The sequence below is a fragment of the Thioclava sp. NG1 genome, from assembly GCF_003122275.1.
Taxonomy (GTDB): Bacteria; Pseudomonadota; Alphaproteobacteria; order Rhodobacterales; family Rhodobacteraceae; genus Thioclava; species Thioclava nitratireducens.
Window position 1 is genome coordinate 336,782 of the sequence record NZ_QFBB01000002.1, and the last position, 26,056, is coordinate 362,837.

Consider the following 26,056-nt stretch of genomic DNA (forward strand, 5'->3'; position numbering starts at 1 on the left):
TCACCTGATAATCTGCGGCCTGAACCGGAAGCGCTTGCGGCTTTCCTGCGGCAGATGGCGGTTCAGGCGGCGGTTGATCACCCCGAAGACCGCGATGACGCAGAGCGTGAGCAGGATGAAATAGAACGCCGCGATCGGGTAGGGGATGAAGGGATTGAAGGTCTTGTCCGCGAAATATTTCGCGTAATAGAGCGCGTCGCCCTCCTGCCGGAACGCCGGGAAACCCGAGAAGAACACGAGCGTGGTGGCGTGGAACAGGAAGATCGCCTCGTTGGTGTAGGACGGCCAACCGAGCCGGAGCATCGTCGGCCATGTCACGCGGCGGAATTTGGTCCAGCCGGTCATGCCATAGGCGTCCGCGGCTTCCATGTCGCCTTTCGGAACCGAGCGCAGCGCGCCGTAGAAGATCTCGGCGGCATAGGCGGAGGTGTTGAAGAACAGCACGATCAGGGCGCCTGCCCAGGCCCGCGTGATCCAGTCCGTCGCGACCGTGATGCCGAGGATCGGGAAGCCAGCCCGGGGCAGCATCGCGAAGGCCTCGTAGGCGAGGAAAAACTGGATGAAGAGCGGTGAGCCGCGGAACAGGAAGATGAACCAGTCCGCGGGTTTGCGGAAAATTGCACGTTCGGAGTTCTTCGCCACTGCCAGCGTGGTCGCGAGGAAGAAGCCCGCCAGTAGCGCGAGGATGCCGAAATAGAGGTTCCAGATCATCCCCGAGCCGATCAGGGTGAATTGCTGGCACATGGTGAAATCGGAGCGCGGCAGCAGCCGCTCGCCGATGCCCACGGACCGCAGACCGTAATCCGCGATGGTCTGAATGCAGCTCATGCGCCCGCCTTTCTCAGCGCTTCACCGGCAGCCGTGGCCTGCCCGAAGGAGAGGCGGCGGTTGATGCGCGCCAGCACGATCTCGGAGAGCTTGGTCATCACCAGATAGAAGACCAGCAGCGCGAGGAAGTAGTAGAGCCGCCAGTCGGGGTGTGGATAAGAGTAAATCTGCGACTTGGTCGCGCCGAGTTCGCGCGCCCAGTAGACGATATCCTCGATGCCCAGAAGGAACAGCAGAGGCGTCGCCTTGATGAGGATCATCCAGAGGTTCGACAGTCCGGGGATCGCATAGGCCCACATCTGCGGGATCAGTACGCGGCGGTTCACCTGCGCGCGGGTCATGCCGTAAGCCTCGGCGGTCTCCAGCTGCGCGCGCGGCACGGCCTGCATCGCACCGAACAGCACGTTCGCGGCGAACGCCCCGTAGACGATGGAGAAGGCCACCACGGCCAGCGCGAAGCCATAGGCCTCGTGGTAGAATTGTGGGGAGGTACCGAGCGGGATTTTCGCCGCGGCACAGACGTGGAACTCGTTGCCCGTCCAGGCGGGGCCGGGGTCGGGGCAGATCGCGCGCGATTTCAGGTATTCGAGCCCCTGGTCCATCGCGATCGGCACGAAGAGGAAGAAGATGATATCCGGCACACCGCGCACCATCGCGATATAGCCGCGTCCCAGAAGCTTCAGCGGTGCGAGGGTCGACCGCGCGGCGAGCGCGCCCCCGAAACCGAAGATCAGCGCCACCGGCGCCGTCACGGCCAGCAGGATCAGCACGATCCCAAAGGAGCCATAGAACATCATGTGCTTGCCCGTTGTCAGGTAGCACAGAAGCCAGGAAAGCCCGTGAAGGGCGGAAGGATCGGAACAGCTGTTGAGCATCTGGATCGGTCGGGGGGCGCGCCGCGTGACCCGCCCCCCGCTTTCTGGATCAGTTTTTGAAGGTCAGCGCTTTGTCGCCGAAATACTTCTTGATCATCTCGTTGAGCGAGCCGTCGGCCTTCATTTTCGAGATCCCGTCATCGAGCTTGTTCTTGAGCTCGGTGTCGGACTTGCGCAGGCCGATGCCGATGCCCTTGCCCAGCGGCACGTCGTCGCCGACGAATTGCAGGTTGTCCTGACCGTCGAAGGGCTTGAGCGCGTCCTTGTCGGCGAAGACCGCGTCGGCCTCGCCGTTCTTCACCGCCGCGATCGTGTCGTCGAGCGTGGCGTATTCGGCGAGCGTCGCACCGCTTTCGGCGACATGGGCCGCCTGGATCGTGCCGGTCTGCGCCGCGACCACGGCGCCCTTGAGATCGACGTTCGGATCCATCGCGAGATAAGCGGAGGGCGCCGGCGGGTAGTAGGGCTGGGTGAAGTCGATCGATTTCTCGCGCTCGGCGGTGATCGACATGCCAGCGATGATGGTGTCGTAGTTGCCGCTCAGCAGGTTCGGGATGATCGAATCCCAGTCATTGGTGACCCAGGTGCAATCGAGGCTCTCCATCTCGCAGAGCTTGTCGCCCAGTTCGCGCTCGAAACCTGCAACTTCGCCGTTGTCGTCGATGTAGTTGTAGGGAGGGTAGGCGCCCTCGGTGCCCATGCGAACCGTTTCAGCCGCGGCAATGCCGGCCGACAGGCCGAGAATGGCGGCGGTCAGGATCAGTTTTTTCATCTTGGGTTCCCCGTTGTTTGTTCTTGGGTTGGTTCACGCCGGCGCGGTGGCCGACAGGAATTGTTGCAGGCGCGTCGATTTCGGCGCGCCGAACAGAGCCTCTGGCGGGCCCTCTTCCTCGATCTTGCCCTGGTGCAGGAAGACGACGTGGTCCGAGACGTCACGCGCCAGCCGCATGTCGTGGGTGACGAGGATCATGGTGCGGTGTTCGGCGGCGAGGTCCTTGATGACCTTCACCACCTCCTGCTGCAATTCGGGATCGAGCGCCGAGGTGGGCTCGTCGAAAAGAAGCGCCTTGGGCTCCATGCACAGCGCCCGCGCGATCGCCGCCCGCTGCTGCTGACCGCCCGAGAGCTGCGCGGGCCAGGCGTCGCATTTGTCGCCGATGCCGACCTTCGCCAGCAATTCGCGCGCCAGCTTCTCGACCTTTGCCTTGTCGCGGCCCAGCACCGTCACCGGCGCTTCCATCACGTTCTGCAGGATCGTCATGTGGGCCCAGAGGTTGAACTGCTGGAACACCATCGACAGGTTCGTGCGGAAGCGGGTGACCTGCGCGCGGTCGGCGGGACGACGATTGAGTCCCTCGCCACGCCAGGCGACGTGCTCGCCCTCGAAGATCACGTCGCCCTTCTGGCTGTCTTCGAGCAGGTTGCAGCACCGCAAGAGGGTCGACTTGCCCGAGCCCGAAGAGCCGATCAGCGACACCACATGGCCGCGTGGGGCGGTGATCGAGACGCCCTTGAGCACCTCGAGCGAGCCGTAGCTCTTGTGAAGGTCACGGATTTCGATGACGGGCGCGTCTTGGGGCGCAGGCTCGTTTCGGGTCACGCAGGCAGCTTCTCTTTGTCCATCCGCGCAATCTGGCGCGATTTGGCCGATGATTGCAACTGCGTCTGCCCGGTTGACGATGGGGAAGGGGCCGAAATCACGAGCATCTGAGGAAAAAATATGCGTGAACCGGTCGCGCCTCCACGCCGGCCTGTCCCTCTAACTCAGCTTCGGCGGGCCTCGACGCGCTGCCGCGCCACCGCCGAATCGACATCGTTGACGCCGAGAAGCTTCGCCGCGAGACGGATCAGCGCGTCCTCATGGGCGTCGCGCACCCCGTCGGCCAGCGCCACGTCCCACAGCGCCTCGATCACGCCGGTGCGGTCCTCGTAGGCGACCTTGTCCTTCAGCGCGCGGGTGAAGCGGACGGTATCGGGCGCACCCGCCTCGACCTCTTCGGCGCGCTTGCGCATCTCGGTCGCCTCGAAGCTCGAAAGCCCGTTGCGCTGCGCGAGAACCCGGTCGATCCGGATCTTCTCGTCTTCGGTATAGTTTTCATCCGACCGCGCGAGCCGCACCAGAAGTGCGCCTAGCGCCAATTCGCGATCTTCCCCCTCCATCGGATCGGGGGCGGGATCGTTGAGCATATCGAGAAGGCGTCCAAACATAAGCGTAGAGATAAGCGATGCGCGGCGCAGGGCAAGTCACGGATGCGAAAGCCCTGCGCACATCTCTCGCCTTCAGCCGACTTTCACGACCATCTTGCCGAAATTGCGGCCCTCCAGCAGATCGTAAAGCGCCTGCGGCGCGGCCTCTAGTCCCTCCACCACCTGCTCCTTGTACTGAACTTTGCCCTCTTTCAGCCAGCCGGTCATCGCCTCCGAGAATTCCTGATAAAGCTCGATCGGGAAGCTGTCGAAGATGATGAAGCCCTGCACCTTCACCTTCATGCGCAGGATCGTCGACAGGATCTGCGGCCCGTGATCGGGTCCCTCGGGCAGGCCTTGCAGGTTATACCACGCGACCATGCCGCAGACCGGCATTCGCGCGAAGGGGTTGAGAAGCGGCAGCACGCCGTAAAGCACCTTGCCGCCGACATTTTCGAAATAGACGTCGATGCCGTTTGGGCAGGCCGCGGCCAGTTGTTCGGCGAAATCCTCGGCGCGGTGATCGATGCAGGCGTCAAACCCCAGCGTCTCGGTGACATGGGCGCATTTCTCGGCTCCGCCCGCGACGCCGACGACGCGGCAGCCCTTGATCTTGGCGATCTGGCCGACCGTTGCGCCCACGGGCCCGGAGGCGGCGGCAACCACAACAGTCTCGCCGGGTTTCGGCTCGCCGATCTTCAGCAGGCCCGCATAGGCCGTGTAGCCCGGCATCCCGAGAATCCCCAAGGCCCAGCTCGGGTTCTCCGGCTCCGGCCCGAGATTGAGTACCTGCGTGCCATCCGAGACGAAGAAATCCTGCCAGCCTGAGGGCGAGAGCACGTAATCGCCCTTCGAGAAGCCCGCGACATCGCTCTCCATGACCTCGGCCACGACCTGACCGGTCATCACGCCGCCGATCTCGACCGGGGTGGCGTAGGATTTCGCATCCGACATCCGCCCGCGCATATAGGGGTCGAGCGACAGATAGACGGTGCGCAGCAGCATCTCGCCCTCGCCCGCCTGCGGCACGGCCTCGGTTTCCAGTTTCAGCGTGTTCTCGTTCGGCGTGCCTTTCGGGCGCTCGGCGAGGATGATCTTGCGGTTGGTGTCTTGGGTCTGAGCCATGAAAGCCTCCTGTTTGAGAGGCCAGCTAGCACGCGGTTCGCACGGGGAAAGGGGGCGCTGCCCCCTCGGGCTTCGCCCTCACCCCCGGGATATTTCGACAAGCCCGAATGCCAGAGGTTTCCGGGGCGTCCTCGGGCTTGCAGAAATATACCTGGGATGAATTTCCGAAGGAAAGAAGGGGCAGCGCCCCTTAGCTGCGCGCGGCTTTCTCGGCAATGCCGGAGGTGCCCTCGCGGCGCTCCAGTTCCGCCAGCACATCGGCCAGCTTCACGTCGCGTGCCGCCAGCATCACCAAGAGGTGATAAAGGACATCCGCCGCCTCGTAGGTCAGGTTTTCGCGGTCGTCCTTCGCTGCGGCGATGATAGCCTCCACCGCTTCCTCACCGAATTTCTCGGCGCATTTCTCCGGGCCCTTGGCCAGCAGCTTCGCGGTCCAGGAGGTGTCGGGATCGGCGCCCTTGCGGCTCTCGATGGTCGCGGCGAGTTGGTCCAGAATGCTCATTGCAGCCTCATCGGAATGCCCGCGGCGGCCATATATTCCTTGGCTTCGCGGATCGTGTATTCTCCGAAGTGGAAGATTGAGGCGGCGAGTACGGCCGAGGCGCCGCCTTTCGTTACGCCTTCCACCAGGTGATCGAGATTGCCGACACCGCCGGAAGCGATCACCGGCACGTCCACCGCGTCCGAAATCGCCTTCGTCAGCTCCAGATTGAAGCCTGCGCGGGTACCGTCGCGATCCATCGAGGTCAGCAGGATTTCCCCCGCGCCCTTCGCGGTCACGGTGCGGGCGAATTCCACCGCATCGATGCCGGTCGGCTTGCGGCCGCCATGGGTGAAGATTTCCCAGCGGCCCGGCTCCACGGTCTTTGCGTCGATCGCGCAGACGATGCACTGACTGCCAAAGCGGTCGGCGGCCTCGGTGATTACGTTCGGATCCGCCACGGCGGCGGAGTTGAACGAGACCTTGTCGGCGCCCGCCAGCAGGAGTGCGCGCACGTCTTCATGGGTGCGCACGCCGCCGCCCACGGTGAGCGGCATGAAACATTGCTCGGCGGTGCGGGTCACCAGATCGAACATGGTGCCGCGGTTTTCATGGGTCGCGTGGATGTCTAGGAAACACAGCTCGTCTGCGCCTGCCGCGTCATAGGCCTTCGCGGCCTCGACCGGGTCGCCCGCGTCGATCAGGTTCACGAAATTGACGCCTTTCACGACGCGGCCATCGGCGACGTCGAGACAGGGAATAATGCGGGTCTTCAGCATGGGCGGCGCTCCTTTGGCGCTTTCATAACGCGCAGGTGCCGCGAGGCAAAGGGGCAGAGTGCTCAGATCGGCTCGACGGGGCAATGCGGCAGAAGGCGGCGCACCATCGCGGCGGAACACAGGTCAGTGGCGGGGGTGGTCACGGTGGCCGCCGCGCCTGCCGCGCCGTGCTGCAACGCCTCGTGAAAAGGTTTGCCGCGGGAGAGCGCGAGTGTGAAAGCCCCGACGAAACTGTCGCCCGCGCCCACTTTCGAGACGACATCGACCTTAGGCGCCACGGCAAACCAGCGCGCGTCCTTGGTGGCGAGCACGTTGCCATCCGAGCCGCGCGCGACGATCACCGCATGGGCCAGTCCGCGCTGCACGAGGCTTTGCGCGAAGTCGGCGCTGTCGCTGCGCTCGGGCAGTTTCCGGCCTGCCAACTCCTCGGCCTCCAGTTCGTCCATCCGCAGCACGTCGGCGGGTTGCGCCTTGCTTTCCATCAACTGGTGCAGAGCCTTGCCGGAGGTGTCGAGGAAAAACCGCGCCTTGGTCCGGGCCATCTTCGTCGCCAGCCGCGCGGGGAAATCCTCGGGCACGCCGGGCGGTTGCGAGCCGGACAGCACGACGATCCCGTCTTCAGGGGCGGCGCGCGCGATCCGGCTGAGCGCCTTGGCGACATCGCGCGCGCCCCAGTCCGGCCCCGGCATCACGAAGCGGTATTGCGCGCCCGTGCTCTGGTCGGTGGCAGTCAGGCTCATCCGCGTCTCGCCCGGCGCGGGGTAGGGGAAGAGAGCGATCCCGGCCTCGGCGAGGAGCCGCATCACCCGGTCCCCGGTGGTGCCGCCAAGGGCGACGAAGGCCGTGGAATTGCCGCCCAAGGCAGCGATCGCGCGGCTGACATTCAACCCGCCGCCCCCCGGATCGGTCAGCGGCCGCGTGCAGCGCAGCTTGCGATCGGGCGCGATTTCGGGGGTTTCGATCGACAGATCGACCGTCGGGTTGAGCGTGATCGTGAGGATCGAGGTCATCGCAGGCTCCGAAGCCGTGGTGGGTATCGGGATCATCGCAGCTAACGATCTGCGATCAAGGGGGCGTGCGGGATTGAGGTAGTGGGCGCCCGGACGGCGAAAGGACCGTCCGGACAATCGAAACGATGGATCAGACGTTGAGCTGATAGGTGATCGGGTGGAAGTGGAAGCCGGTGTCGAGTGCCTCGAGATGACCCACACCCGGGAAGGGCATGTGGTAGCCGATGAAAGCCAGTTTGTCGGCGGCGACACGGCCCAGAAGCTCCTTGCGGGTCTTCGCGGCCATCTCCTTGTCCATGTCGTATTTCACTTCCCATTCCGGGCGCTGAAGCGACCAGACATAGTGGTTCGACGTGTCGGCAGCGAGCATCAGACCTTTGCCGCCCGACTCCACCATGAAAGCCATATGGCCCGGCGTGTGGCCGAAGGCTTCGACCGCCGAGATGCCGGAGACGACCGAATCGCCACCCTTGAGGTAGCTCATCTTCTCGGCCAGCGGACGGACCTTGGCCTCGAACGTGTCGTTGCCCGCGTTCGACCAATGGTCGAATTCCTTTTGGCCGGTGATGTAGGCAGCATTGGCGAAGGTCTCGCCGCCATCGCCCATCAGCCCGCCGATATGGTCGCCATGCATATGGGTGATCACGACATGGGTGATGTCCTCGGGCGAATGCCCAGCGGCGGCGAGCGCCGAAGTGATCCCCTCGGGCGACAGGCCGGTGTCGAAGAGGATTTTCTCCGAGCCGGTCTCGATCAGGGTCGGGGTGAAGAAGTTAAGCGACTTGTCCGCAGGGATGTAATTGGCCTCAGAGAGCTTGGCGAAGTCCTCGGGGCTGGCGTTCATGCCGAAGATCGTCTGCGGCTCTTCCAGCTCGCGCGATCCGGCGAGCAGCGTGGTGATCGTCAGATCTCCCATCTGCATCCGACGATAGCGAGGGATCGCGGGCGGGGCTTCGTTCGCGCTTTGCGCGGCGGCGCCGGTCCCGGTCAGAAGCGCGGGGGCGGCGGGCAGGAAAGCGGCGGTTTTCAATGCTGTACGGCGGGTCATGAAGGTCCTGGTCATCGGGTCTCTCCCTCTCGATGGTTGATCTTCGCATGTCGAAGTCGAGCGCTTCGCGCCGCTCCCACAGACTCGTGAACGTAGCGTGAGCCGCTTCGGTTCACTCCCACCAGCGATCGATCGAAGAAATATCGCCGTCGGACCACCCGAGGTGATGCGCCAATTCGTGCACGAAAACATGGGTGACGAGGGCACCGAGGGGCTCGTTGCCGCGCGAGACCCACTCGTCGAGGATCGGACGTCGGAAGAGCCAGATCACATCCGCGTGGCCACCGGGGTCCATCACGGATTTCTCGGTCAACGGGATGCCGTCATAAAGCCCGGTCAGCTCAAAAGGGTCTTCGATGCCGAGATCGCTGAGCATCGCTTCGGAGGCGAACTCTTCCACCCGGATCGCGACCTCTGCCGCAGCTTTCGCGAAAGCCGGGGGCAGGGCGGCGCGCGCGGCCTCGGCCAGCGCCTCGATCTCCTCGATGCCCGGCGCCGTGACATCCGCCCAATCGTAACCCTCGCCCATCGCCACCTCCAAGCCGCTCTGCACCTCTCGCATGGCCCCTCATATGGACAAACGCACCGCCTTGTGAAAGAGCAGGCGCCAACAGGAGTTTGCCCAGATGACCACCGTTACCCGTTTCGCCCCGTCGCCCACCGGCTATATCCATGTCGGCAACCTGCGCACCGCGCTGATGAACTACCTGATCGCCCGCAAGACCGGCGGTCAATTCATCCTGCGCCTTGACGACACCGATCAGGAGCGCTCGAAGCAGGAATACATCGACGCACTGAAGCAGGATCTCGAATGGCTCGGCATCGAGTGGGACCGGGAAGAGCGCCAGTCGCTGCGGCTCGACCGCTATGCCGAGGTGGCAGAACAGCTGAAGGCCGACGGTAAGCTTTATGAATGCTTCGAGAGCCCGACCGAGCTGGATCTCAAGCGCAAGAAACAGCTGAACATGGGTCGCCCGCCGGTCTATGACCGCGCCTCGATGCATCTGTCGGATGCCGAAAGAGACGCGCTTCGCGCCGAGGGCAAGGAAGGATATTGGCGCTTCAAACTGGAACTCGAGCGGATCGAGTGGAAAGACGGCATCCTTGGCGATCTGTCGATTGATGCGGCAAGCGTGTCCGATCCGGTGCTGATCAAGGCCTCGGGGCAGGTGCTCTATACCTTCGCCTCACCGGTCGACGACGCGGATATGGGCATCACCCATATCGTGCGCGGCGGCGATCACGTCACCAATACCGCGACGCAGATCCAGATCATCGTGGCGATCGGCGGCAAGGTTCCGAACTTTGCACACCATTCGCTACTGACCGGCCCGCAGGGCGAGGAACTGTCGAAGCGTCTCGGTGCGCTCTCGATCCGCGATCTGCGCGCCGAAGGGATCGCCCCCGAGGCGCTGCTGTCGATGATGGCGCGTCTGGGCTCGAGCCAGCCGATCGAGCTGAAGATGTCGATCGACGAGCTGGCCGACGGGTTCGATCTGAACCATTTCGGCTCGGCGCCCACGAAATTCGACCCGGCGGACCTGATCCCGCTGACCCGCGCGCGCAACCAGCACCTGCCGTTCTCGGCCGTGGCGGATCGTATCGCTGATCTCGGCATCCCCGAGGAGCAGCGCGAGCGCTTCTGGAAGGTCGCCTCGCAGAATATCGACAAGCTCGACGATCTGAAGGGCTGGGCCGATCTGTGTCTGAACGGCGCGGAGCCGGAGATCGACGAGGAAGATCGCGACTTCATCGCGCAGGCCATGACGATGCTGCCCGCGCCGCCCTATTCCGACACCACGTGGAAGGACTGGACCTCGGAGGTGAAGGAGGCGACCGGGCGCAAGGGCAAGGGCCTGTTCATGCCGCTGCGCAAGGCCGTGACCGGCGTGGCGCACGGGCCCGATATGGGCGAGCTGATGCCGCTTCTGCACAAGGTTCCTGCGCGCGGCTGACGGCTTCGCCGCCGGCTCGTGAGATCAATTCGAAAGGCGCGAGGGATTTTCCTCGCGCTTTTTGTTTGGGCAATTCGCGACCTCGTGAGGTCGTTTTCGGCGGCAAAGCGGCGGTTTTGGCGATTGGGGCTTGTCAGTCGCGCGGGGCCTCAGGTAATCGGAAGAAGTCGGATACGGGAGAATCCGGGGGTAACCTCGGTGCCGAAGGAGCAACCGCCCCGGTAAACTCTCAGGCAAAAGGACCGTGCCCGACGAAGGACTCTGGAGAGTGATGCTGCGTGCAATCGCGGCATCCGCCGAAGGGATAACGATCTCAGGCGTCTGCATCGCAGGCACGGACAGAGGGGGCATCGGGCGAGCCGGAGGGCTCATGAATCGATGCCGGATCATCCGGCTGAAGGGGAGGCCGCGATGAGCGAGTTGAAACGCACACCGCTATACGATCTGCATCTGGAACTGGGCGCCAAGATGGTGCCGTTCGCGGGCTACGAGATGCCCGTGCAATATCCGCTGGGCGTGATGAAGGAGCACCTGCACACCCGCGCCAAGGCAGGGCTGTTCGATGTCAGCCACATGGGGCAGGTGATCGTGCCGGGCGAAGGCGCTGCCGAGGCGTTCGAGGCGCTGGTGCCGGTCAGCCTGATGGGCCTGAAAGAGGGTCGCCAGCGCTATGCGATGTTCACCGATGAGAATGGCGGCATTCTCGATGACCTGATGGTGGCGAACCGAGGCGATCATCTCTTCGTCGTGGTGAACGCGGCCTGCAAGGAAGACGACATCGCGCATATGCGGGCGCATCTGGAATCGGTCGAGGAACTCACCGACCGCGCGCTTCTGGCGCTGCAAGGGCCTGCCGCCGAAGGCGTTCTTGAGGCTCTGGTGCCCGGCACCGCCAAGATGCGCTTCATGGATGTGGGCGTCTATCACTGGAACGGGACGGAGCTTTGGATCTCGCGCTCGGGCTATACCGGTGAAGACGGCTACGAGATTTCCGTGCCCGCGGACCGCGCGGTGGAATTTGCCCGCAAACTGCTCGCCGATGAGGCGGTCGAGCCGATCGGGCTCGGCGCGCGCGACAGCCTGCGACTGGAAGCTGGGCTTTGCCTCTACGGCCATGACATCGACACCACGACGACTCCGGTCGAGGGCAACATCGCCTGGGCGATCCAGAAGGTGCGCCGCAAGGGTGGGGAGCGCGAAGGCGGCTTCCCTGGGGCGGATCGCATCCTGAGCGAACTGGAAAACGGCCCGAGCCGCCTCCGTATGGGGCTTCGCCCTGAGGGTCGCGCGCCGATGCGCGAAGGCGTGGAAATCTTCGCCGGACCCGAGGGCGGTCAGCCTATCGGGCGTGTGACCTCGGGCGGTTTCGGCCCCTCGATCGAGGCACCGATGGCGATGGCCTATCTGCCCGCAGACACGAAGGAAGGCGCCACCGTCTATGGCGAGGTGCGCGGCAAGCGTCTGCCCGCCAGGGTCGTGGCGATGCCTTTCCGCCCTGCAACCTACAAACGCTGAACAACCAACCGGGAGACATTCCATGAAATTCACCGAAGACCACGAGTGGCTCAAGACCGAAGGCGACGTCGTGATCGTGGGCATCACCGAGCACGCCTCCGAGCAGCTGGGCGATGTCGTATTCGTCGACCTGCCCGATGTGGGTGACACGGTCGAGAAGGGCGACGAGATCTGCGTGATCGAGTCGGTCAAGGCCGCCTCCGACATCCTCGCGCCGCTCGACGGCGAGATCGTCGCGATCAACGAGGATCTGGCCGACAACCCGGCGCTCGTGAACGAAGACCCGCTGGGCAAGGCGTGGTTCTTCAAGATGAAACTCACCGACGCTTCCGCGCTCGACGGCTTTATGGACGAGGCCGCTTACAAAGACTTCATCGGGTAATATCCATGACCTTCACCCCCACGACTTACGACAGTTACGATTTCGCCAATCGCCGCCATATCGGCCCGTCACCGGCCGAGATGGAGGAGATGCTCAAGGCCGTGGGGGCGCCGGACCTCGACGCGCTGATCGCCGAGACGGTGCCGAAAAGCATCCGTCAGGCCGAGCCGCTGGGCTGGGCGCCGCTGACCGAATACGGGCTGCTGCAGAAGATGGAAGGCGTCGCGAAGAAGAACCGCGTGATGACCAGCCTGATCGGGCAGGGCTATTATGGCACCGTCACGCCGCCCGCGATCCAGCGCAACATTCTGGAAAACCCGGCTTGGTACACGGCCTATACGCCCTATCAGCCCGAGATCGCGCAGGGGCGTCTCGAGGCGCTTCTGAACTTCCAGACGATGGTGTCGGATCTGACCGGGCTGCCGGTCGCCAATGCTTCGTTGCTCGATGAGGCGACGGCGGCGGCGGAAGCCATGGCGATGGCGCAGCGCGTGTCGAAATCGAAGGCCACTGCCTTCTTCGTCGATGAGAATTGCCACCCGCAGACCATCGGCGTGATCCGGACCCGCGCGGAGCCGCTGGGGATCGAGGTGATCGTGGGCGCGCCCGAAACGCTCGAAGCCGAGAAGGTCTTCGGCGCGATCTTCCAATATCCGGGCACCTATGGCCATGTCCGCGACTTCACCGCCGAATGCGAGGCGCTTCATGCCGCGAAGGCCGTCGCCGTGGTCGCGACCGATCTGCTCGCGCTGTGCCTGCTGAAAGAGCCGGGCGCGATGGGCGCCGATATCGCCGTAGGCTCCGCGCAGCGCTTCGGTGTGCCGATGGGCTATGGCGGCCCCCATGCAGCCTTCATGTCCTCCACCGACGCGATGAAACGCGCGATGCCCGGGCGGATCGTCGGCGTTTCCATCGACAGCCGAGGCAACCGCGCCTACCGCCTGAGCCTTCAGACTCGCGAGCAGCATATCCGCCGCGAGAAGGCGACCTCGAATGTCTGCACCGCGCAGGCGCTCCTCGCCGTGATGGCGAGCTTCTACGCCGTGTTCCACGGTCCCGTCGGTCTGCGCGCGATCTCCGAACGTGTGCACCTGCTGACGGTGCAACTGGCCGAGGCGCTGAAAGCCGCAGGCGCTGTGGTAGAGCCCTCGAATTTCTTCGACACGATCACCGTCGAGGTGGGCGTGGGCCAGCAGGGCATCCTCGCGGCCGCCCGCCATCGCGGGATCAACCTGCGCAAGGTGGGCCGCGATCGGGTCGGTATCTCGCTCGACGAGACCAGCGATCCGGGCGTCGTCGCCAAGGTGCTCGACGCCTTCGGGATCACCGATCCCGCGCCGAAGGCGACGCAGCCGGCGGTACCCGATGCGCTGCTGCGCGAGAGCGACTACCTCACCCATCCGGTCTTCCACATGAACCGCGCCGAATCCGAGATGATGCGCTACATGCGCAGGCTCTCGGATCGCGACCTCGCGCTCGACCGCGCAATGATCCCGCTGGGCTCGTGCACGATGAAGCTGAATGCAGCGGCAGAGATGATGCCGCTCACATGGCCGGAATTCGGCACGTTGCATCCGTTCGTGCCGCTCGATCAGGCGCAGGGTTATGCGGAGATGATCGACGATCTGACCGCGAAACTGTGCGAGATCACCGGTTACGATGCCTTCTCGATGCAGCCCAATTCGGGCGCACAGGGCGAATATGCAGGGCTTCTCACCATCGCCGCCTATCACCGCGCCAATGGCGACGATCAGCGCGATGTCTGCCTGATCCCGATGTCGGCGCATGGCACGAACCCGGCCTCGGCGCATATGGCGGGGATGAAGGTCGTCGTCGTGAAATCGGCGCCCAACGGCGACGTCGATCTCGAAGACTTCGAAGCGAAGGCTGCAGAGGCGGGCGACAAGCTCGCGGCCTGCATGATCACCTATCCCTCGACCCATGGCGTGTTCGAGGAGACGGTAAAGCGCATCTGCGACATCACGCACGAATATGGCGGTCAGGTCTATCTCGATGGCGCGAACCTCAACGCGCTGGTGGGGCTGGTGAAACCGGGCGAGATCGGCTCGGATGTGAGCCACCTCAACCTGCACAAGACCTTCGCGATCCCGCATGGCGGTGGTGGCCCGGGCATGGGGCCGATCGGGGTGAAATCGCACCTCGCACCCTACCTGCCCGGCCACCCCGAGACCGGCGGCGAAGAGGGACCGGTGAGTGCCGCGCCCTATGGCTCCGCCTCGATCCTGCTGATCTCCTGGGCCTATATCCTGATGATGGGCGGGCCGGGCCTGACGCAGGCGACCCGCGTGGCGATCCTCGCTGCCAATTACATCGCTGCGAAGCTGAAAGAGGGTTACCCGATCCTCTTCATGGGCAATCGCGGACGTGTCGCGCATGAATGCATCATCGACACGCGGCCCTTCGCGGAAGTGGGCGTGACGGTGGACGACATCGCCAAGCGCCTGATGGATAACGGCTTCCACGCCCCCACGATGAGCTGGCCGGTCGCTGGCACGCTGATGGTGGAGCCTACCGAATCCGAGACCAAGGCCGAGATCGACCGCTTCATCACCGCGATGCTCTCGATCCGTGACGAGATCCGCGACATCGAGGCGGGCGAGATCACCCCCGAGGACAGCCCGCTGCGCCATGCGCCGCACACGGTCGAAGACCTCGTGGCCGATTGGGACCGGAAATACACCCGCGAGCAGGGGTGCTTCCCGGCAGGCGCCTTCCGCGTCGACAAATACTGGCCGCCCGTGGGCCGGGTCGACAACGTCTTCGGCGACCGCAACCTGATCTGCACCTGCCCGCCGGTCGAGAGCTACGCCGACGCGGCAGAGTAACCGCCAGCCAAAATGACGAAAGGCCGGAGCATCGCGCTCCGGCCTTTCTCTTCTTCTCGATAAAAATATCTAGGCGCGCCGGTTACTTCACAGGGTTGCGGTAGATCACGCGGCGCAGCGAGCCGGTCTTCGACCGCATCAGCATCGTCTCGGATTCGATATAGGTCGGCTCGCGCTTCACGCCCTTCACGATGGACCCGTCGGTCACGCCGGTCGCGGCGAAGATCACGTCCGAGCGCACCATGTCGTCGCGCGCATAGACCTTGTCGAGGTCGGTGATGCCCGCCTTCTTCGCGCGGCCCCGCTCGTCGTCGTTGCGGAACAACAGCTTGCCCCACATCTGGCCGCCCATGCATTTCAGCGCCGAGGCTGCCAACACGCCCTCGGGCGCGCCGCCCGAACCCATATACATGTCGATGCCAGTGAAATCGGGCTCGGCGCAGTGAATGACACCCGCCACGTCGCCATCGGTGATGAGGCGGATCTTTGCGCCGGTCTCGCGGACCTCGGCGATCATGTCCTCATGGCGCGGACGGTCGAGGATGCAGACGGCGATGTCCTTGGTTTCGACACCTTGCGCCTTGGCGAGCGCCTGAACGCGCTCGGTCGGGGTCATCTCGAGCGAGACCACGTCCTTCTCGTAGCCCGGGCCGATCGCGAGCTTGTCCATGTAGACGTCGGGCGCGTGCAGCATCGTGCCGCGCGGCGCCATCGCGATCACGGTGAGCGCGTTGGGCATGTCCTTCGCAGTAAGCGTCGTGCCTTCCAGCGGGTCGAGCGCGATATCCACCTCGGGGCCGACGCCCTGGCCGACTTCCTCGCCGATATAGAGCATCGGCGCCTCGTCGCGCTCGCCTTCCCCGATGACCACGGTGCCCCGGATTTCCAGCTTGTTGAGCTGATCGCGCATCGCGTTCACCGCCGCCTGATCGGCGGCCTTCTCGTCGCCGCGACCGATCAGGTCGGCTGATGCATGAGCCGCCGCTTCCGACACGCGGGCGAGGCCCAGCGAAAGCATGCGGTCGTTGAAATCAATCGGAGGGGTCATTTAGGTCTTCCTGTCTGCCTGGGCGTTACGGGCTGCGGACAGGTAAAGCCTGTGGGAGACCGAAGGGCAACCCCGGGAGCGCTAACATGCGGGGCGAGCCCCTGTCGCGGCGAAAAATGGCGCGCAAGCCGGGGTCTTATGCCGTTTGCGGTGTGAAAAGATACGGCGATGTAACCGGCGTGAGAGGATAGGGCGCGCCTTATGGTGCCGCCCGGCGTCAGATCAGCAGGAATGCGGTGCGCGGCGAAATGGCTCTCGCCGCGCGATGCTCAGACTTCTTCGATGCGGATTGCGACCGGCTCACCCTCGACGACGCGGGTCGCGGGCAGCGCGTTGATCGCCGCGTCGATCGCGTCGCGCGTCGTCTTGTGGGTGACAATCAGCACCGGAGCCGAGGTGTCGGCATGGCCGTATTGGCGCATCCGGCTGATCGAGACGCCCGCCTCGCCCAGAACGGTCGCGACTTTCGCCAGCGCGCCGGGTTTGTCCGACAGCTGCAGGCGCAGGTAATAGGGTGCCGCAATCGCGGTCACGGCGGGGGTGGGGGCCTCGAGCTTGTCGGCGGGCTGGCCGAAGACCGGCAGCCGCAACCCGCGCGCGAGGTCCATCACGTCGGCCATAACGGCGCTCGCGGTGGGGCCTTCGCCCGCGCCTGCGCCACGCAGCACGATCTGACCGACCGAGTCGCCTTCCAGCACGGTCATGTTGGTGCCGCCGGTCAGCTGTCCTAGTGGCGAGGTGGCGGGCACGAGGCAGGGCGTCATGCGCTGCTCCAGCCCGCGGCCGGTCATCTGCGCGACGCCCAGCAGCTTGATCTTGTAGCCCATATCGCCCGCGCGGCGGATATCGTCGATCGAGATGCGCCCGATCCCTTCCAGCGTCACGTCGTCGAAGGCGACCTGCGTGCCAAAGGCGATGGCGGCGAGGATGGCAAGCTTGTGGCCCGCGTCGATGCCGCCCACATCGAGGTTCGGATCGGCCTCGAGATAGCCAAGCGCGCGCGCCTCCTCGAACACTGTGTCATAAGGCAGGCCAGCATCTTCCATCCGTGTCAGGATGTAGTTGCAGGTGCCGTTCATCACGCCCATCACGCGTCGGATGCCGTTGCCCGCAAGCCCTTCGGTCAGCGTCTTGATGACCGGGATGCCGCCTGCGACGGCGGCCTCGTAGCGGATCGTGCGGCCGAGGCTTTCGGCGAGTTCCGCCAGCGCCTGACCGTGATGCGCGAGCAGCGCCTTGTTCGCGGTGACCACGTCCTTGCCCGCTTTCAGCGCGGCTTCGGTGGCGTTCTTCGCGGGGCCTTCATGGCCGCCCATCAGTTCGACAAAGACGTCAATATCGTCGCGCTGCGCGAGCGTCACCGCATCGTCTTCCCATGCATAGCTCGACAGGTCCGCATCGCGGTTCTTGGTGCGGTCGCGCGCCGAGACGGCGGTGATTTCGATCGGGCGGCCCGCGCGGGCTTCCAGCAGATCGGCATGGCGCTGCACGATCTTCACCACACCGATGCCCACGGTGCCGAGACCCGCGATGCCAAGACGCAAGGGTGCGGTATCGGAGACGGCGGACATAGGGACCTCATGAGCGAAACTTGGTGGTTTGCGCCCTGTTAGCGGGAAAGCGCAGGCAGGGCAACGCGGCGTGCGGCTTCAACCGCGCCGTGGCGAGATTTTATTGGTTGCGCATCGTGTCTGCGCGGGCGCGCAACGCATCGGCGCGCGCCTCCAGCTCGGGGGCCGGATCGGGGGTGAGAGGTTGATCGGTCAGGATCTCGTCCATCGGCAGCAGCGCCGGATAGCCCTCCGTCGACCGCTTCGAACAGGCGGTCAGCGAGGCCAGCAGGGCAAACAGGGCGATCAGGGCAAGGGCGCGCATGGTCTCTCCTCTCGGGACGCTGCCAAACTATTGCGCGCGCGGCCCCATTGCCAGTGCCGATTGGGCCGCAAATCGGGTTTGATATTGAACGCTTGTTCAGTTAGCGTCGGTATCATGGCACGCAAGACAGGCTCCCATTCCGAGATTACCGGCCCGAAGATCCGCGCCGAGGCGCAAAGGCTCTTTGCGCGGTACGGTTTTGCCGCCGTTTCGATGCGCCAGATCGCGGGCGCGGTGGGGGTGCAGGCGGGGGCTCTCTACCTCTATACGCCCGACAAGGAAGCGCTGCTTTTCGATCTGCTCAAGACCCATATGGACGAGTTGATCGCCGCATGGCGCGCCGAGCCTGCCGGGGGCGACGCCCATGCGCGGCTGGAGCGTTTTGTGCGCTTTCACATCCGCTTCAACCTCGAGCGGGCCGAGGCTGTGTTCCTCAGCTACATGGAACTGCGCAACCTGAGCCCGGAGAATTTCGCGGTGATCGAGGGGCTGCGCAAGACCTACGAGACCGAGCTGGAAGAGATCCTGAAGGCGGGACAGGACGAAGGCGTTTTCCTGATCCCCGACACGAAACTCGCGACGATGGCGATCATCGCGATGCTGACCGGCGTGAATACATGGTTCCGCGAAGGCGGACGCCTGAGCCGCGCCATGGTCGCCGATATCTACTGGGATATGGTGCGCAAGTCCGTGGGCGCCTGAGCCATGTGAAAGGGCGGCCGAAGCCGCCCTGTCTTTATGTGGTCTGTCGCGTGATGGAACTTAGCCGGGCGTCTGCGGCAGCTGCTCTCCGGTCTGCGACGGTGCCGGAGCCTTCGGAGGATCGAATTTCAGGCTGTGAATACCGCCGAAGCCTTCCCAACCGCCGTTGAAGAACAGATCGCCGCCAACGGTCCAATGTTTGCCCATCAGCCCGCCCGTGCCGAACCAGCCACGGCTGCCATAGCCCATGCCCAGCTCCGCCATGGCGTTGTCCTGACCGGCGACTCCCGTCAGCTTGATCTTGCCCTGCACCGGTCCCGGCCCCATGCCGAGATGCAGTGACAGCTTTGCCCCGTTGATGTCGCCATCCGGATCGAGGTCGTAATTCATCGCGCCGAACACCCCTTCGAGGCCGCTCGCGCCCGGGCCGAAGGTCCAGTTCAGACCCACAAACCCCTTTGTATCATTCGCCACTGCGGCGCTTGCGAGGCAAGCAGTCACCGCGGCAATCGTCATCATGCGTTTCATGGCACACTCCACACTTGGTGTTAACGCTGGCTCCAGCCTCACGCGGAAAATCACACCACGCAATGATTTGTGTCACTTTTGCGGGATTTCCTCTGCGCTGCGTCAGGCGCGCAACGCAGCCAGTGCCTCGGTCAGATCGAGTGCTCCGTCATAGATCGCGCGCCCCGAGATCGCGCCCGCGATCACGCCGGTGTCGCGCAGTGCGATCAGGTCGGGCAGGGAGGAGACCCCACCGCTCGCGATCACCGGGATCTCGACCGCGCGCGCCAGCGCCTCGGTCGCGGCGATGTTCGGTCCACCCATAGCGCCATCGCGCATGATGTCGGTGTAGATGATCGCGGCGACGCCCGCGTCCTCAAACGATTTCGCCAGATCGGTGACCATCACATCGGTCTCTTCCGCCCAGCCCTTGGTCGCCACTTTGCCGTTGCGCGCGTCGATTCCGACGGCCACCTGGCCGGGGAAGGCTTTCGCCGCGTCGCGCACCAGATCGGGGTTCTCGACTGCGACGGTGCCGAGGATCACCCGCGCAAGCCCTTTATCCAGCCAGCGCTCGATCGTCGCCATGTCGCGGATACCGCCGCCCAGCTGTGCGGGCACCTTGATGCGCGACAGGATCGCCTCGACGGCGGCGGCGTTCACCGGCTCGCCCGCGAAGGCGCCGTTGAGGTCCACCAGATGCACCCATTCGCAGCCCGCCGCCTCGAATTTGGCCGCCTGCGCCGCGGGGTCGTCGCCGAAGACCGTGGCCTTGTCCATCTCACCATGCAGCAAGCGCACGCATTGGCCATCCTTGAGGTCGATCGCGGGGTAGAGGATCATCGGGGCTCTCCTGATTTGTCGCGTCGCCTCTTGCCACGGGTTCGCGGATTTTCCAAGCCTGACGCGGACGTCACGTCAGTCTTGCCGGGAATCGGTCTTGCATGGCCTGATGCGGCCAGCAGGCAAAAGGGAGGAGATTTGCCATGAAGACATTGATGATCGCAGCAGCGACTCTGGCACTGGGCGCAGGCGCGGCGCTGGCCGACCCGATCGAGGGCACCTGGAAGACGCAGCCCGATGACGGCGCCTATGCCTATGTGGACATCGCGCCCTGCGGTGCGAAATTCTGCGGTACCATCGTGCGCACCTTCAAGGGCGGCAGCGAGTACAAGTCGGAGAATCTCGGCAAGCAACTCGTGATCGGAATGGAGCCCCAGGGCGACAACAAGTACAAGGGCAAGGTCTGGCGTCCGTCGAACAACAAGATCTACCTCGGCAAGATTACCGTTCAGGGCAACGCGATGGCGCTGGCGGGTTGCGTGGCCGGCGGCCTCTTCTGCAAATCGCAGGACTGGCAGCGCGTGAAGTGACTTTTCTCCCCGGCCTTGCGCGGATGCGGCGGGCCGGGATTTCTCGCCGGAGTTACTCCGGGATCAGATCGGCATAGGCGAAGCCGTCGCGCATAACGGTTTCGCCCACCCGCACCGGGATCGCCGCGTCGAAGATCGGGCCCGCACTGACGGCAGTGTGAAACTCGCCATTCTCGCCGCAGGGATCGACGCCTTCAGGTAGATCGGCCAGCAGGCTTTCATCGAAACGCCGCCCCGCGAAGCCTCGGTCGAGCTTGCTCGGGTCCACCGTCACCAGATGCGTGACGAACCCCGCCGCGATCATCTCACGCGCCAGCTGATCCGTAGGGCGCTGCCAGAGCGGAAACAGCGCCTCGACGCCGAGCGGCTTCAGCTTCGCGATCCGGTAATCGCGCACGTCTTCGAGGAAAAGATCGCCGAAGACCATCGTCTCGACGCCTAGCGCCTTCACCTGATCCATGGCAGAGGCCATCCGCGCCTCGTAATCCTCGTTCGAGCAGGGCCAGGGCAGCGGCACCTCGATCAGCGGCAGATCCGTGGCCTTCGCCTGACGGCGCAGCAGCTCATTGCGGGTGCCGTGCATCGCGACCCGGTCGAAAGCCTCGTTGGTCGTGGACAGCAGCGCCACGACATCCGCGTGGCCTTCGGTCCGGCAAGCATGCAGCGCCATCGCGCAATCCTTGCCCGACGACCACGACAGAACCGCTTTGGGGGCCATCAGGGCTTCCAGCCGAGGAAATTCGCGATCAGCCGCAACCCGGTCGCCTGCGACTTCTCGGGGTGGAATTGGGTGCCCACGATATTGTCACGGCCCACGATCGCGGTGATCTCCGCACCATATTCGGCATAGGCCAGACGGTGCTCAGGCTCAGCCACCTGGAAGTGGTAGCTATGCACGAAATAGGCGTGATCGCCGGTGTTGATGCCGCTCAGAACCGGGTGATTGTAGCCGACCACCAGATCGTTCCAGCCCATATGCGGGACTTTCATCGACGGATCGGAGGGTTCGATCTTCACCACTTCGCCGGGGATCCAGCCGAAGCCCTCGGTCTCGCGGAATTCCAACCCGCGCGTCGCGAGCATCTGCATGCCGATGCAGATCCCGAGGAAGGGGCGGCCCTTCACGGTCACCGCCTCCTCGATCGCCTGCGCCAGCCCCTCGAAGCGATAGAGCGCCGCGCTGCAGGACGGAAACGCCCCGTCGCCCGGCAGCACGATCCGGTCGGCGCGCGCGACGACGTCGGGCTCCGAGGTCACGACGATCGTGCCGTGACCCGTCTCGTTCGCCATGCGCTGAAACGCCTTCTCTGCCGAGTGAAGGTTGCCCGAATCGTAATCGACCAGTGCCGTGAGCATCAAAGCGCCCCTTTGGTCGAAGGCAGCACGCCGCCCATGCGCGGATCGGGCTCGACCGCCATGCGCAGGGCGCGGGCGACCGATTTGAACGCGGCTTCGGCGATGTGGTGGCTGTTGAAGCCATGCACGCGGTCGATATGCAGCGTAATCCCGCCATGGGTTGCGAGCGCCTGGAAGAACTCGCGTACCAGCTCGGTGTCGAAGGTGCCGATCTTCGGGGAGGGCATGTCGCAATTCCACACGAAGAAAGGCCGCGCGGACAGATCGAGCGCGCAGGAGACCTGCGTGTCGTCCATCGCCAGAGCGAAATGGCCGTAGCGCCGGATGCCGCGCTTGTCGCCAAGCGCCTGCACCAGGGCCTGACCCAGCGCGATCCCGGTATCCTCGACCGTGTGGTGATCGTCGATATGCAGGTCGCCCTTCGCCCGCACGGTCATGTCGATCAGCGAATGCCGTGCGAGCTGATCGAGCATGTGGTCGAAAAAGCCCACGCCCGTTTTGTTGTCATACTGACCGGTGCCATCGAGATCGATCTCGACGCTGATCTCGGTCTCGGCGGTGTTGCGGCTGATCGTGGCCTTGCGCATTGGGCGCCTCCTTGAAACTCATTGCCTTATAGGCCGGGGCAGGGGGCGCGCTCAAGCAGGCTGCTGTCGATTGCAGGATCGGTGCGGCGGAAAAACAAAAGCCTCCCCGAAGGGAGGCTTTTTTGTATTGGAGCGGGCGAGGCGATTCGAACGCCCGACCCTAACCTTGGCAAGGTTATGCTCTACCCCTGAGCTACGCCCGCGCCGGTTCGGTGGAGGCGGATTTAGGGGATAGCGGCGTAGGCTGCAAGAGGAAATTTTGCGCGAAGGGGAAAATTTCTGCCTGACGTTTCGGCAGGCGGCAGTGAGGTGCGTTGGAAGCGCCTCGCGAGGTAAGAGGACCGCAAGCCGGCGGGCTCAGGATGCGCCAAGCGAGGGGGCTCTGCCCGCGCTGGCTGCGCCAGCCCCCCGGGATATTTGACCAAGCCGAAAACGAAAAATGCCCGACTCGATCCGCAGAAGGGCGGGCGAGCCGGGCACTTTCGTCTTGGGCGGTCATCGGCGTCCCCGCCTGTTCCGCGATTCTTTGTTAACGCAGCTGTCGTTAAGACTTCGTTGCGCGCCTTCGGCTTGGTGGAAATATCCCGGGGGGCGCGCGGAACGCGAGCGGGGGCAGAGCCCCCTCCATGCATCAGGTCAGTTCAGCGCCCGCCAGCCGATATCGCGGCGGCAGAAGCCTTGGGGCCAGTCGATCGCATCGACCATCGCGTAGGCGCGGTCGCGCGCTTCCTGCAGGTTCGCGCCGCGGGCTGTCACGTTGAGAACCCGGCCGCCGCTCGCGACGATCTTGCCGTCTTTCTCGGAGGTGCCAGCGTGGAAGACCATGTGCGAGCCGTCCTCGGGCAGCGCGTCGAGGCCGCCGATCACCGAGCCTTTCTCATAGGCGCCGGGATAGCCCTGTGCCGCCATAACCACCGTCATCGCATGATCGGGCGCCCATTGCGCCTGCACTTCGTTCAGCCGCCCTTCCGCGCAGGCCAGCAGCAGGTCGAGCGCCTGTGCGCCGAGCCGCAGCATCAGCACCTGACATTCGGGATCGCCGAAGCGTACGTTGTATTCCACGAGACGCGGCTGGCCGTTCTCGATCATCAGACCGGCATAAAGGACGCCCTGAAAAGGGGTGCCGCGCTTGGCCATCTCGGCGACGGTGGGGCGGACGATCTCGTCCATCGCCTTCGCCTCGATCTCGGGGCTCAGGATCGGGGCGGGGGAATAGGCGCCCATACCGCCGGTATTCGGGCCGGTATCGCCTTCGCCGACACGTTTGTGATCCTGCGCGCCGCCGACGGCCAGCACGTTCTCGCCGTCACAAAGCACGAAGAGAGAGGCTTCCTCACCCTCCATGAATTCCTCGATCACGACTTCCGCGCCAGCGCTTCCGAAGGCGCCGCCGAAAATCTCGTCGATGCCGTTGAAGGCCTCATCGAGCGTCATCGCGACGATCACGCCCTTGCCAGCGGCAAGGCCGTCTGCCTTGACCACGATAGGCGCACCCTGTTCCCGGACATAGCCCTTCGCGCCTTCCGCGCTGGTGAAGCGGGCATAGGCTGCGGTGGGCGCGTTGCAGGCGTCGCAAATCTCTTTGGTGAACGCTTTCGAGGCTTCCAGCTTCGCGGCCTCCGCCGAGGGGCCGAAGGTCAGGATGCCCTGATCGCGCAGCGCATCGGCCACACCCGCGGCGAGCGGCGCTTCCGGCCCGATCACCACGAAATCGATCGCATTCGCTTCGCAAAGTTCGAGCACCGCCGCCACATCGCTCGGGTCGATCGCCGCGCAATCGGCGATCTGCGCGATCCCGGCATTGCCCGGGGCCACAATCAGCCGGTCGCATTTCGGATTTTGCTTGATCGCCCAAGCAAGTGCATGTTCGCGCCCGCCGCCGCCCAGAACCAGAATGTTCATCGCTCGCCCCCTTGGCCTTCGCTTTGCTGCCTTCTAAGCTGCGCGAAACCCCGAGGCAAGGCGCCCCGGACCAACGCGAAACAAGGCGGGCAGATGGACCTTCTCGACGACGAAAACGGCTCGAACGCGCATGACTACACGGTCTCCGAGATCTCGGGGGCGGTGAAGCGGGTGATCGAGGGGGAATTCGGCCGCGTCCGGGTGCGCGGCGAAGTAGGCCGTGTCTCGACGCCGCGCTCGGGCCATATGTATTTCGACCTAAAGGACGACCGCTCGGTGATCGCTGCCGTCAGTTGGAAGGGGCAGGTGGCGAAAATGCAGGTCCGCCCAGAGGAGGGGATGGAGGTCATCGCCACGGGCCGGATGACGACCTTCGCGGGCCAATCCAAATACCAGCTGATCGTCGACAATGTCGAGCCGGCGGGCGCAGGCGCGCTGATGGCGATGCTGGAGGCGCGGCGCAAGGCGCTGGCCGCCGAGGGGCTGTTCGATGCGGGCCGCAAGAAGCCGATCCCGTGGCTGCCGCGGGTGATCGGGGTGGTGACCTCGCCCTCGGGGGCGGTGATCCGCGACATCCTGCACCGCCTCGCTGACCGCTTCCCGCGCCATGTGCTGATCTGGCCGGTGGCGGTTCAGGGGCAGGCTTGCGCTCCGGAAGTGGCGCGCGCGGTGCGGGGCTTCAACGCGCTGGCGCCGGGCGGGAAAATCCCGCGCCCCGATCTGATCATCGTCGCGCGCGGCGGCGGCTCGATCGAAGACCTCTGGGGCTTCAACGAAGAGGCCGTGGTCCGCGCCGTGGCCGAAAGCGACATCCCGGTGATTTCGGCGGTGGGCCACGAGACCGATACGACGCTTGTGGATCACGCCGCCGACCGGCGCGCGCCCACGCCCACCGCCGCAGCTGAGATGGCGGTGCCGGTGCGCGCCGAACTGGCCGCGTGGCTGTCGGAGGCGCAGACGCGGATGATGCGGGGGGCGCGTGGGCGGCTCGATCAGCGGGGCCAGCGACTGCGCGATCTGGCCCGTGGTCTGGGCCGTCCCGAGGCGCTGACGCAACCGGCGAGGCAAAGCTTCGATCTCTGGGCCGAGCGGCTTGGGCCTGCGCTGCGCACGCTGGTTCTGCGCAAGAATACCCGTTTCGCGCCGCTGGCTGCGCAAATCTCGCCGAACCTGCTTCGGCGCTTCATCCGGGATCGGTCGCGGGAGATCGACGGACTGTCGGCGCGGCTCGCTCCGGCACCTGCGGCGCGGATGCGGCGCGCCAAGCAAGATCACACGCAGCTTGCGCGGCGGTTGGATGCGGCGCGGGTGCGGATGATCGGCGATGCGCAACGGCGCAACCGCGAAGGGGCGGAGCGGCTGACGGGACTGGAAACCCGGCTGGAGCGCTGCCTGCCCGCACGGATCGAAGCGCAGCGCGAACGGCTCGAGCGGCTCGACCGGATGCGCCAGACGCTGGGCTATCGAGAGACGCTCAAGCGTGGTTATGCGGTGGTGCGCGGGCCCGACGGCGTGGTGACGTCGCAGGTGGTGGCGGAGAAACAGTCCGGTCTCGAGATCGAGTTCGCCGATGGCAAGCTCGCGGTCATTCCGGGCGGTGGCGGCAGTGCGACGCCGCCGAAGCCGAAGAAGAAAAAGCCCGATCCGGGACCGTCTCAGGGTAGCCTGTTCTGAA

27 protein-coding genes, 1 tRNA gene and 1 riboswitch are annotated in these 26,056 nt (G+C 64.8%); of the genes, 7 read left to right on the forward strand and 21 right to left on the reverse strand.

Going from position 1 to position 26,056, the window contains the following annotated elements; all coding sequences use genetic code 11:
• The 11 genes from DEM26_RS04710 to DEM26_RS04760 form a co-directional block, all read right to left on the reverse strand.
• Complete coding sequence (locus DEM26_RS04710; RefSeq protein WP_075776149.1) at positions 1-828, reverse strand: ABC transporter permease; 828 nt, start codon at positions 826-828, stop codon at positions 1-3.
• Entirely contained in the window at positions 825-1,703 is an 879-nt protein-coding gene (locus tag DEM26_RS04715; protein ID WP_075776148.1) for an ABC transporter permease, read from the reverse strand. The genes DEM26_RS04710 and DEM26_RS04715 overlap by 4 nt, the downstream gene beginning before the upstream one ends.
• A 49-nt stretch (positions 1,704-1,752) precedes the next feature.
• Entirely contained in the window at positions 1,753-2,475 is a 723-nt protein-coding gene (locus DEM26_RS04720; protein ID WP_075776147.1) for a transporter substrate-binding domain-containing protein, read from the reverse strand.
• Between the two features lie 33 nt (positions 2,476-2,508).
• Positions 2,509-3,303, reverse strand: coding sequence for an ABC transporter ATP-binding protein (locus DEM26_RS04725; protein ID WP_088719064.1), 795 nt, complete (start codon positions 3,301-3,303; stop codon positions 2,509-2,511).
• 164 nt (positions 3,304-3,467) lie between these two features.
• Positions 3,468-3,911, reverse strand: coding sequence for a TerB family tellurite resistance protein (locus tag DEM26_RS04730; protein ID WP_109171819.1), 444 nt, complete (start codon positions 3,909-3,911; stop codon positions 3,468-3,470).
• Between the two features lie 72 nt (positions 3,912-3,983).
• Complete coding sequence (locus DEM26_RS04735) at positions 3,984-5,015, reverse strand: NADP-dependent oxidoreductase (RefSeq protein ID WP_109171820.1); 1,032 nt, start codon at positions 5,013-5,015, stop codon at positions 3,984-3,986.
• 190 nt (positions 5,016-5,205) lie between these two features.
• Positions 5,206-5,517 carry a phosphoribosyl-ATP diphosphatase gene (locus DEM26_RS04740; protein ID WP_088719062.1) on the reverse strand — a complete coding sequence of 104 codons (312 nt, stop codon included), beginning with the start codon at positions 5,515-5,517 and terminating at the stop codon, positions 5,206-5,208.
• The gene (gene hisF, locus DEM26_RS04745) at positions 5,514-6,275 is read right to left on the reverse strand and encodes an imidazole glycerol phosphate synthase subunit HisF (protein ID WP_078603953.1); all 762 of its coding nucleotides are present in this window, start codon (positions 6,273-6,275) and stop codon (positions 5,514-5,516) included. Before hisF ends, DEM26_RS04740 begins: the two co-directional genes overlap by 4 nt.
• A 62-nt stretch (positions 6,276-6,337) precedes the next feature.
• Positions 6,338-7,285 carry a 1-phosphofructokinase family hexose kinase gene (locus tag DEM26_RS04750; protein ID WP_109171821.1) on the reverse strand — a complete coding sequence of 316 codons (948 nt, stop codon included), beginning with the start codon at positions 7,283-7,285 and terminating at the stop codon, positions 6,338-6,340.
• Between the two features lie 130 nt (positions 7,286-7,415).
• Positions 7,416-8,348 carry an MBL fold metallo-hydrolase gene (locus DEM26_RS04755; RefSeq protein ID WP_075776140.1) on the reverse strand — a complete coding sequence of 311 codons (933 nt, stop codon included), beginning with the start codon at positions 8,346-8,348 and terminating at the stop codon, positions 7,416-7,418.
• 97 nt (positions 8,349-8,445) lie between these two features.
• The gene (locus DEM26_RS04760) at positions 8,446-8,895 is read right to left on the reverse strand and encodes a metallopeptidase family protein (RefSeq protein ID WP_369907730.1); all 450 of its coding nucleotides are present in this window, start codon (positions 8,893-8,895) and stop codon (positions 8,446-8,448) included.
• Positions 8,896-8,959: 64 nt separating this feature from the next.
• On the opposite strand from DEM26_RS04760, the gene gltX reads away from it, so the two are divergent.
• The 4 genes from gltX to gcvP all read left to right on the forward strand — a co-directional run bounded on the left by gltX (position 8,960) and on the right by gcvP (position 15,031).
• Positions 8,960-10,288 carry a glutamate--tRNA ligase gene (gene gltX, locus DEM26_RS04765; RefSeq protein WP_109171822.1) on the forward strand — a complete coding sequence of 443 codons (1,329 nt, stop codon included), beginning with the start codon at positions 8,960-8,962 and terminating at the stop codon, positions 10,286-10,288.
• Between the two features lie 164 nt (positions 10,289-10,452).
• A riboswitch (glycine riboswitch) is annotated at positions 10,453-10,543 on the forward strand.
• 156 nt (positions 10,544-10,699) lie between these two features.
• Complete coding sequence (gene gcvT, locus DEM26_RS04770; protein ID WP_088735367.1) at positions 10,700-11,803, forward strand: glycine cleavage system aminomethyltransferase GcvT; 1,104 nt, start codon at positions 10,700-10,702, stop codon at positions 11,801-11,803.
• Positions 11,804-11,825: 22 nt separating this feature from the next.
• On the forward strand, positions 11,826-12,185 hold the full coding sequence (gene gcvH, locus DEM26_RS04775; RefSeq protein WP_088719058.1) for a glycine cleavage system protein GcvH: 360 nt from the start codon (positions 11,826-11,828) through the stop codon (positions 12,183-12,185).
• Positions 12,186-12,190: 5 nt separating this feature from the next.
• Entirely contained in the window at positions 12,191-15,031 is a 2,841-nt protein-coding gene (gene gcvP, locus DEM26_RS04780; RefSeq protein ID WP_075776137.1) for an aminomethyl-transferring glycine dehydrogenase, read from the forward strand.
• Between the two features lie 82 nt (positions 15,032-15,113).
• On the opposite strand, the gene glpX is transcribed toward gcvP, so the two are convergent.
• The 3 genes from glpX to DEM26_RS04795 form a co-directional block, all read right to left on the reverse strand.
• Positions 15,114-16,079 (reverse strand): class II fructose-bisphosphatase, encoded by a 966-nt coding sequence (gene glpX / locus DEM26_RS04785; RefSeq protein WP_109171823.1) that lies wholly within the window; start codon positions 16,077-16,079, stop codon positions 15,114-15,116.
• A 269-nt stretch (positions 16,080-16,348) separates the two neighbouring features.
• Complete coding sequence (locus tag DEM26_RS04790; protein ID WP_109171824.1) at positions 16,349-17,650, reverse strand: homoserine dehydrogenase; 1,302 nt, start codon at positions 17,648-17,650, stop codon at positions 16,349-16,351.
• A 100-nt stretch (positions 17,651-17,750) separates the two neighbouring features.
• Positions 17,751-17,954 (reverse strand): hypothetical protein, encoded by a 204-nt coding sequence (locus DEM26_RS04795; RefSeq protein ID WP_109171825.1) that lies wholly within the window; start codon positions 17,952-17,954, stop codon positions 17,751-17,753.
• Between the two features lie 114 nt (positions 17,955-18,068).
• Between DEM26_RS04795 and DEM26_RS04800 the strand changes: the two genes are divergently transcribed.
• Positions 18,069-18,656, forward strand: a complete 588-nt coding sequence (locus DEM26_RS04800) for a TetR/AcrR family transcriptional regulator (RefSeq protein WP_088727005.1) — start codon at positions 18,069-18,071, stop codon at positions 18,654-18,656.
• Positions 18,657-18,716: 60 nt separating this feature from the next.
• On the opposite strand, the gene DEM26_RS04805 is transcribed toward DEM26_RS04800, so the two are convergent.
• Together DEM26_RS04805 and hisA are read right to left on the reverse strand one after the other, a co-directional pair.
• A complete protein-coding gene (locus tag DEM26_RS04805) occupies positions 18,717-19,184 on the reverse strand; it encodes a hypothetical protein (RefSeq protein ID WP_109171826.1) in 468 nt (155 codons plus the stop codon).
• A gap of 102 nt (positions 19,185-19,286) precedes the next feature.
• On the reverse strand, positions 19,287-20,006 hold the full coding sequence (gene hisA / locus DEM26_RS04810) for a 1-(5-phosphoribosyl)-5-[(5-phosphoribosylamino)methylideneamino]imidazole-4-carboxamide isomerase (RefSeq protein WP_109171827.1): 720 nt from the start codon (positions 20,004-20,006) through the stop codon (positions 19,287-19,289).
• Between the two features lie 143 nt (positions 20,007-20,149).
• Here hisA and DEM26_RS04815 point away from each other — a divergent pair, with 143 nt between their 5' ends.
• On the forward strand, positions 20,150-20,536 hold the full coding sequence (locus tag DEM26_RS04815) for a DUF2147 domain-containing protein (protein WP_088727003.1): 387 nt from the start codon (positions 20,150-20,152) through the stop codon (positions 20,534-20,536).
• Positions 20,537-20,588: 52 nt separating this feature from the next.
• Here the strand turns inward: DEM26_RS04815 and DEM26_RS04820 are convergent, their stop codons facing one another.
• The 5 genes from DEM26_RS04820 to purD form a co-directional block, all read right to left on the reverse strand.
• On the reverse strand, positions 20,589-21,254 hold the full coding sequence (locus DEM26_RS04820; RefSeq protein ID WP_233243025.1) for an adenine nucleotide alpha hydrolase: 666 nt from the start codon (positions 21,252-21,254) through the stop codon (positions 20,589-20,591).
• Positions 21,254-21,892, reverse strand: a complete 639-nt coding sequence (gene hisH / locus DEM26_RS04825; protein WP_109171829.1) for an imidazole glycerol phosphate synthase subunit HisH — start codon at positions 21,890-21,892, stop codon at positions 21,254-21,256. Before hisH ends, DEM26_RS04820 begins: the two co-directional genes overlap by 1 nt.
• Positions 21,892-22,479 (reverse strand): imidazoleglycerol-phosphate dehydratase HisB, encoded by a 588-nt coding sequence (hisB, locus tag DEM26_RS04830; protein WP_109171830.1) that lies wholly within the window; start codon positions 22,477-22,479, stop codon positions 21,892-21,894. Before hisB ends, hisH begins: the two co-directional genes overlap by 1 nt.
• A gap of 128 nt (positions 22,480-22,607) precedes the next feature.
• Positions 22,608-22,682 (reverse strand) — tRNA-Gly (locus DEM26_RS04835).
• A 433-nt stretch (positions 22,683-23,115) separates the two neighbouring features.
• Complete coding sequence (purD, locus tag DEM26_RS04840) at positions 23,116-24,381, reverse strand: phosphoribosylamine--glycine ligase (protein ID WP_109171831.1); 1,266 nt, start codon at positions 24,379-24,381, stop codon at positions 23,116-23,118.
• Between the two features lie 93 nt (positions 24,382-24,474).
• Between purD and xseA the strand changes: the two genes are divergently transcribed.
• A complete protein-coding gene (xseA, locus tag DEM26_RS04845) occupies positions 24,475-26,055 on the forward strand; it encodes an exodeoxyribonuclease VII large subunit (protein WP_109171832.1) in 1,581 nt (526 codons plus the stop codon).
• Position 26,056: the final 1 nt, after the last annotated feature.